Annotated in this window: 7 protein-coding genes; 3 read left to right on the plus strand and 4 right to left on the minus strand. The window is 70.2% G+C overall.

Going from position 1 to position 7,007, the window contains the following annotated elements; translation table 11 throughout:
* Positions 1-37: 37 nt before the first annotated feature.
* Genes OVO38_RS12165 through OVO38_RS12175 form a run of 3 tightly spaced genes read left to right on the plus strand, consistent with a single transcriptional unit; the run spans position 38 to position 3,042 of the window.
* A complete protein-coding gene (locus OVO38_RS12165) occupies positions 38-1,057 on the plus strand; it encodes a DNA polymerase III subunit epsilon (RefSeq protein ID WP_095554524.1) in 1,020 nt (339 codons plus the stop codon).
* A 10-nt stretch (positions 1,058-1,067) separates the two neighbouring features.
* The gene (locus OVO38_RS12170; RefSeq protein ID WP_122086104.1) at positions 1,068-2,345 is read left to right on the plus strand and encodes a Mur ligase family protein; all 1,278 of its coding nucleotides are present in this window, start codon (positions 1,068-1,070) and stop codon (positions 2,343-2,345) included.
* On the plus strand, positions 2,338-3,042 hold the full coding sequence (locus OVO38_RS12175) for a type 1 glutamine amidotransferase (RefSeq protein WP_267208666.1): 705 nt from the start codon (positions 2,338-2,340) through the stop codon (positions 3,040-3,042). Before OVO38_RS12170 ends, OVO38_RS12175 begins: the two co-directional genes overlap by 8 nt.
* 10 nt (positions 3,043-3,052) lie before the next feature.
* Here OVO38_RS12175 and recR read toward each other — a convergent pair whose 3' ends face one another.
* The 4 genes from recR to OVO38_RS12195 form a co-directional block, all read right to left on the minus strand.
* Entirely contained in the window at positions 3,053-3,679 is a 627-nt protein-coding gene (gene recR, locus OVO38_RS12180; RefSeq protein WP_095275233.1) for a recombination mediator RecR, read from the minus strand.
* Between the two features lie 109 nt (positions 3,680-3,788).
* Positions 3,789-4,175: a YbaB/EbfC family nucleoid-associated protein gene (locus OVO38_RS12185; RefSeq protein ID WP_095275234.1), complete on the minus strand. Its 387-nt coding sequence runs from the start codon at positions 4,173-4,175 to the stop codon at positions 3,789-3,791.
* Between the two features lie 109 nt (positions 4,176-4,284).
* A complete protein-coding gene (locus OVO38_RS12190) occupies positions 4,285-6,528 on the minus strand; it encodes a DNA polymerase III subunit gamma and tau (RefSeq protein ID WP_267208668.1) in 2,244 nt (747 codons plus the stop codon).
* A gap of 11 nt (positions 6,529-6,539) precedes the next feature.
* Positions 6,540-7,007 (minus strand): suppressor of fused domain protein (locus OVO38_RS12195; protein WP_267208670.1); only part of this gene is annotated, 468 nt, incomplete at its 5' end.

Genomic DNA, 7,007 nt, shown 5'->3' on the forward strand with positions numbered 1-7,007 from the left:
GGGCCGCACCGCCCGCGGCCCGACTACTATGTGAACAATGACATCGAACGAGTCCTACCCCTACGTTGCGCTCTCCGCGCAGACGACGGGCATCCACCCGTCCACCGGGCGGATCCTCACCATCGATGCCGTGACCTTTGATGACGGCGGCCGCGTCGGCGAGGAATTCCACGCCGTCATCAACCCCGGTTGCGACCCGGGCCCCCGCCACACCCACGGCCTGAGCACCCACGAGGTCGCCCAGGCCCCGCGCTTTACCCGCTTCCTTAAGTCGCTGGACAAGCTTCTCGACGACCGCGTGCTCGTCACCTTCGACACCCCCACTACCTGGGGCTTCATCGTCAGCGAGGCGCGCCGCGCCATGAGCGCCGCCGCCCGCGCCAACCGCTCGCGCAAGAAGCGCAACGGGCGCCGCCGCCAGCGCGTGGGCCACGTCCCGCACCCCACCCAGATCGTGGACCTGCTGGCCGCGGCGCGTCGGCAAGGCGTGGTGCCCACGGACCTGCGCATCGGGGCCGTCGCGGACCTGATTGGCGTGGCCTCCGAGTCGCCGGTGGCCAACGCGGAGCGCGCCGCCCGCCCCGAGGCGGAGATCTCGCGCGAGCAGACCCTCAAGCTGGTGGCCATGTACATGCAGCTCCGTGAGCATGGCGAGGTGCCGGGCCGCGCGCCGGACGAGCTCGCCGCGGACCGCTTCGGCCTGCAGCGCTCCACCGTGCGCGTCGACGCGGAGAAGGCCGGCGCCGCGGCGGATAATCCCGGCAAGTACTCCCGGGAGACCGGCCTGCGCAAGGGCATGGAAGTTGTGGTTACCGACGACATCGCGCTCGAGCCCGACACGCTTATCGACGCCGCCGTCCGCGCCGGCCTGACCTACACCGAAAAGCTCACCCGCGAGAGCTCCGTGGTGGTCACGGACGCCCTGGCGAGGGGCGCGTCGCCGGACGAACTCCGCGGGAAGGCGATGCACGGGCACCGCAAAGACATCCCGCTGCTGACCGGGGAGGAGTTCCTCACCGCCGTGGAGCAGATGGGTTCTGCAGAGCGCGTGCACTAACGTAGAGCGCATGAATCCGAGAGGACGCCTTGCACGCATCCGCACGAACGCCGCGCTCACAGCGGCGAAGCTCGCCACCACCGCCTCCCGCGCCACCGGGCGCGGCGCAGGCGGCATGATCGGCGGCCTGGTCGCGGGCGCGATCGACCCGAACATTATGGACGGCCTGGGCCGCGGGCGGCCCACGGTGCTGGTCACCGGCACCAACGGTAAGTCCACCACGACCCGCATGCTGGCCCAGGCGCTGCGCACGACGTACACGGTGGCCACGAACGAGGGCGGCGACAACATGGACGCCGGCATCATTTCCGCCCTCATGGCGGGCGGCGACGCCGCCAACATCGTCCTCGAGGTGGACGAGCTCCACGTCCCCCACGTGGCGGAGAGCCTGGACGCGGACGCGCTCGTGCTGCTCAACCTGTCGCGCGACCAGCTGGACCGCGTGGGCGAGATCAATAAGATCGAGCGGGCGTTGCGCGCGTGTGTGGAAAAGCGCCCCGAGATGACGGTGGTGGCCAACTGCGACGACGTCCTCATGACGTCGGTGGCGTGGGACCACCCCAACGTGGTGTGGGTGTCCGCGGGCGCGGGCTGGGTCAATGACTCGGTGACCAACCCACGCGGTCCCGGCTACGTCGTGCGCACCCCGGAGGGCGATTGGTACGCCACCGAAAAGCTCGCGGACGGCACCGAGTTCCGCCGCCCCTCCCCCACCTACACGGTAGATGCGCAGGGCCTGACCACCCCGTCCGGCCAGGTGCCCATGCACCTGACGCTGCCCGGCCGCGCGAATCGCGGCAACGCCGCCCAGGCCGTCGCCGCGGCCGTCGAGGCCTACGACGTCCCGCTGGACAAGGCCGTAAGCGCCGTGGAAGGCGTGGACAACGTGGCCGGCCGCTACGCCACGGTCACACTCGGCGAGCACGAGGTGCGCCTGCTGCTGGCCAAGAACCCGGCCGGCTGGCAGGAGGCCCTGACCATGTTGGACCGCGACGCGGACGGCGTGGTCATCGCGGTCAACGCCCAGCAGGGCGACGGCGCGGACGTGTCCTGGCTGTGGGACGTGAAGTTTGAGGACTTCGACGGCATCGCGGTGAAGTCCGCCGGCGAGCGCGGCACGGACCTGGCGGTGCGCCTGCTGTACGCGGGCATCGAGCACGAGGTGGTCCACGACGTGGTTGAGGCGATTCGCGCGTGCCCGCCGGGGCGCGTCGAGGTGCTGGCAAACTACACCGCGTTCCGCGACCTGAAGCGGGACCTGGCCAAGCAGGAGGATTACCGTGGCTAAGCAACTGACAATCGGCCTGATTCTGCCCGACGTCCTGGGCACCTACGGCGACGACGGCAACGCGCTCGTCCTGCGCCAGCGCGCCCGCATGCGCGGCCTCGACGCGGCAATCCGCCCCTTCCTGCTCACCGACGAGATCACCGCCGACTGCGACGTCTACACGCTCGGCGGCGGTGAGGACTCGGCACAGGTGCTCGCCGCGGAGCGACTCAAGGCGTCGCCAGGCCTGCAGCGAGCCGCCGACAACGGCACCCCGATCCTGGCCATCTGCGCAGGCCTGCAGGTCCTCGGCCACTCCTTCAACGCTGCTGGTCGCTCGGTCGAGGGCATCTCGCTTATCGACGCCACCACCACCCCCCTTTCCACCCGCGCCATCGGCGAAGTCACCACCACCCCGGCGACCGACCTCCTCACCGAGCCCCTCACCGGCTTTGAAAACCACATGGGGGGCACCGTCCTCGGCCCGGACGCCCAGCCACTCGGCCGGGTCACGCGTGGCGTGGGCAACCTGGACAGCACCGTCGAGGGCGCGGTCCAGGGCAGCGTGATCGCCACCTACATGCACGGCCCGGTCCTGGCCCGGAACCCGCAGCTGGCGGACCTCCTCCTCGCCCGCGCCCTCGGCATGGACACCGCGGAGCTCGCCCCGCTGGAGCTGGACGTGGTGGACGCGCTGCGCGCCGAGCGGCTGAAGTAGCGGGTCCCGCTTACAGCTTCAACCGGCCGCTAAGCGCGCGCGACAGCGTGAGCTCGTCCACGAACTCCAAGTCGCCGCCCAGCGGCATGCCCGACGCCAGGCGCGAGATGGTCAGCTCCGGGAAGTCCTTAAGCAAGCGCACCAAATAGGACGCGGTCGCCTCGCCCTCGGTGTCTGGGTCGGTGGCCAGGATCACCTCGCTGACCTGCGGCGAATCCTCGCCGTCGCGGTCCGGCAGCACTCCACCGATGCGCTTGAGCAGCGGGGCGATGGCGAGGTCCTTCGGGCCGACGTTGGCCAGCGGGTCCAGCGCCCCGCCGAGCACGTGGTAGCGCCCGCTGTACTCGCCGGTGCGCTCGATGACCTGGATGTCCTTGGCGTCCTCCACTACGCACACCGTGGTGGCATCCCTGCCGGAGTCGGCGCAGATACGGCATACCTCGTCGCGGGAGACGTTGTTGCAGATCCGGCAGAACGTCACGCCGTCGCGCACCGCAGCCAGCGCGGAGCGCAGCCGGTCAATGTCCTCCGGCTCCGTCTTCAGCAGGTGGAAGGCGATGCGCTGGGCGGATTTGGGGCCGACGCCAGGTAAGCGCGAGAACTCGTCGATCAGGTCCTGCAGCGGGCCTTCAAACATGGCATTGCCTCCTTGGTTTGCCCTGATTTGCTTTGGTTTGCGGGGGTACTACACGCCAAAGCGCCCGGCCCCACGGCCAGGCGCTACAGACGTAAAAACAGTGCGGTGCTTAGATGATGCCGCCGAACGGGATCTCGCCGTCACCAGCGGACTGGCCGCCGGTCGGGCCGCCCTGCTGGCCCAGGCCGGAGCCGCCGGTCAGCGGGCCGATCTTCTCCTGCGCGAGCTCGCCGGCCTTGGTGTGCGCGTCGCGGTACGCAGCGAGGATAAGGTCCTGCAGGGACTCGACGTCTTCCGGGTCCACCGCTTCCTTCTTGATCTCCAGGTTGGTGATCTCAGCGCCGCCGGTCATGGTGACCTTCACCAGCTCGCCGCCGGCGGTACCGGTGACCTCAGTAGCCAGCAGCTCCTGCTGGGCCTGCTGCAGCTGCGCCTGTACCTCCGCCGCCTGGCGGATGAGGTCCTGCATATCGTTCGGCATGTTCGGCTCGGTCATGGTGTGCAACCTTTCTCAGTATTGTTTCCCCCGCCTGGGGCGGTGCGTTCCCGGCCTAGTGTACCCGTTCCCGCGCGGGCTTCCGCGCCTGCTTGCTACCAGCGAACGGCTACATCGGCTTCGCGCCGAGCTCCTTGCTCAACAGCTCCATGGCCACCTCGGTGGCGTCGCGGTGATCGATCGTGCCCTCCTCCGAGAACGCCTGTTCAGCCATGTCGCGCTCCTCGTCCTCGCGCGTGTACGCAGGGGCCGGCTGCGGTGCCGGCTCGGGCTGCTGCGGCGCCGGAGCTGTCTGTGACTGTGACTGTGACGGAGCCTGCGCCGGGTCCTGCGGCAATCCGGCGCCGTCGGCGTACGGGTCGTAGTCGGGCTCGTCGTCGATCGGCTCGGGCGGCAGCGGGATCTCGTCGCGCTCGCGCTGCGCCTTTTCCGCAGCCTTCCGGCTCGCCGCCTGCGCGGCAGCCTTCCAGTCGTTGGCTGCGTTCTTTTGGTTCTTCTGGCTCTTCTGGCTCTTCTGTGCTGTCGGCGCCCCCGCAGGCTCCTCCGGTGCCGGCTCGTTCGAGGAGGTCCCCTGGTTCGGGTTCCACACCTGCTCCGCGCGCGGCGTCGCCCGCGGTCGCACGTTCGCCGCGGACGGGTCGGTGCCCACTACGCAGCGCACCTGCACGCGACGTCCAAGTTTCTCCTCAAATACAGCGACGATGTCGGCGTTGTTGCGGTCCGCGTTGATGCGCTCTGCAAGCGCGCCCGTGTTGTGGCCGATCACGAGGGTCTGACCATCCATGCCAAGGGGCTTCGCCTCCGTGAGCATGATTTCCGCGACCTTGTTGCGCTCGCCGACGGACTGGCGCAGCCGCGTCCAATCGCGGTGGACGCGCTCGAACAGCTCGTCGGGATCCTGGGAATCCTGGGCCTGAGCAGCCGCAGGCTCCTGCGGCGCGGACTCCTGTTGCTTCGGCTCCTGCGGCGCGGGCTCGGCTGGCGCAGCGGGCCTGGCGGGTTCCGCGGGCGGGGTGGGCTGCGGCTTTTCCTGCGGTGGAGTTTCCTGCGGCGCCTCCTCGCGCTGCTGCGGCTCTGGCCGCGGGGCGCGCTGCGGCGGCGGGGTGGACTTGCTGCGGACCTGGCCGCGCCCACCGGCAGCCGCCGCTGCGGCCGCCGCCGCAGCCGCAGCGCCGCCACCAGCGCCACCACCAGCAGAGCCGCCGGACGCTGGCCGCTGCGCCGGGGCGGCAGAACCGGGAGCGGGAGCCCCGGCCCCACCATCGATGGTGAGCAGGTGCGCCATCATGACCTCCAGCAGCAGGCGCGGTGAGGTGGCGCCGCGCAGATCCTGGATGCGGTCGTTGACCTCGGTGGCTAGGGCCGAGAGCTGCGCGGGGCTGAACTGCTCGGCTTCTGCGCGGAGGATGTCGGCGCGGTCCACGGGGGCGTCGACAAGCCCCTGCCCAAACGCGTCAGGGACGGTGCGGACCACGAGCAGATCGCGCAGCCGATCGAGGAGGTCGAGGGCGAAGCGGCGCGGCTCGTGGCCGGACTCGATGACGTTGTCGATGGTGTGGAAGATGGCGGAGGCATCGCGGGAGGCGAGGGCGTCCACGGCGGCGTCGAGAAGCGAAAGGTCCGTCACGCCAAGCAGCGGCAGCGCCAGATCGTAGGTCAGGCCGTCGGGGCCGGCACCGGCGAGCAGCTGGTCCAGCACCGACAGGGTGTCGCGGGGCGAGCCGCCGCCCGCGCGGATGACCAGCGGGTAGACGGTGTCCTCCACCTGCGCGCCCTCCTCAGCCACGACGCGCTCGAGCAGCTCGCGCATCGCCTGCGGGGTGAGCAGGCGGAACGGGTAGTTGTGAGTGCGGGAGCGGATCGTGCCCAGCATCTTCTCCGGCTCCGTGGTAGCGAAGATGAAGATGAGGTGCTCCGGCGGCTCCTCCACGATCTTCAACAGCGCATTGTTCCCGGACTGGGAAACCATGTGCGCCTCATCGATGATGAAGACGCGGTAGCGCGACTCCGCCGGCGCGAACATGGCGCGCTCGCGCAGGTCGCGCATGTCGTCGACGCCGCCGTGCGAGGCCGCGTCCAGCTCCATCACGTCCAGGTTGCCGGACCCGCCCGGCGCGAGCGAGCGGCACGAGTCGCACACCCCGCACGGGGTGGACGTCGGCCCCTCCACGCAGTTCAGGGAGCGCGCGAGGATGCGCGCCGACGAGGTCTTGCCGCAGCCGCGCGGGCCTGAAAACAGGTAGGCGTGGTTGATGCGCCCGTTGTCCAGGGCAGTCGACAGCGGGACTGTCACCTGCTCTTGGCCAATTACTTCACCAAAGGTCGCGGGACGATATTTCCGGTAGAGAGCCACGCCGCCCAAGTTTAGGCATCGCGGTGCCAGTCGGCCATTGCGGCCCCGCGCCGCCGCATCCGCCGCTCGAGCACGGCCCCGCCTTGCTCCGAGGCAATGGCGAACTCGTCGTCCGTAAGCAGCACCAGCTCCAGCAGAAGCGTCAGGCGCCCGGGCTCGCGCACCAGGGGCGTGCCCTGCTCGAACAGGCGCGGCTCGCGCAGCCACCCGTGCCGCACACTCACCCCAGCCGGCAGGTCCACCCGGTCAAGCAGGTGCTCCAGCAGCACCCCGGGCTGCGCGGGCACGCCCAGCTCCAGGACCATCGTCGCGGCGGCACCCAGTGCGGCACCGAGCAGTTGCTTATCGACGCCCGCGTGCACCACCATCTCGCACCGCACATCCGTACCCGTCTCAGATTCGAGGGCGAGTCCGGTATCCACCTCGGAGAACCCGCAGGTGGCGGCGATCCCCTCGGCGGCGAGGGCGGGGAAGGGGGC

The sequence above is a fragment of the Corynebacterium sp. Marseille-P8863 genome (assembly GCF_946902955.1).
GTDB lineage: Bacteria > Actinomycetota > Actinomycetes > Mycobacteriales > Mycobacteriaceae > Corynebacterium > Corynebacterium gottingense.

Bases quoted from the DNA above. Each gene is read 5' to 3' on its own strand.
- OVO38_RS12165 (WP_095554524.1), top strand. From the start codon at position 38: ATGACATCGAACGAGTCCTACCCCTACGTTGCGCTCTCCGCGCAGACG.
- OVO38_RS12170 (WP_122086104.1), top strand. From the start codon at position 1,068: ATGAATCCGAGAGGACGCCTTGCACGCATCCGCACGAACGCCGCGCTC.
- recR (WP_095275233.1), bottom strand. From the start codon at position 3,679: ATGTTTGAAGGCCCGCTGCAGGACCTGATCGACGAGTTCTCGCGCTTA.
- OVO38_RS12185 (WP_095275234.1), bottom strand. From the start codon at position 4,175: ATGACCGAGCCGAACATGCCGAACGATATGCAGGACCTCATCCGCCAG.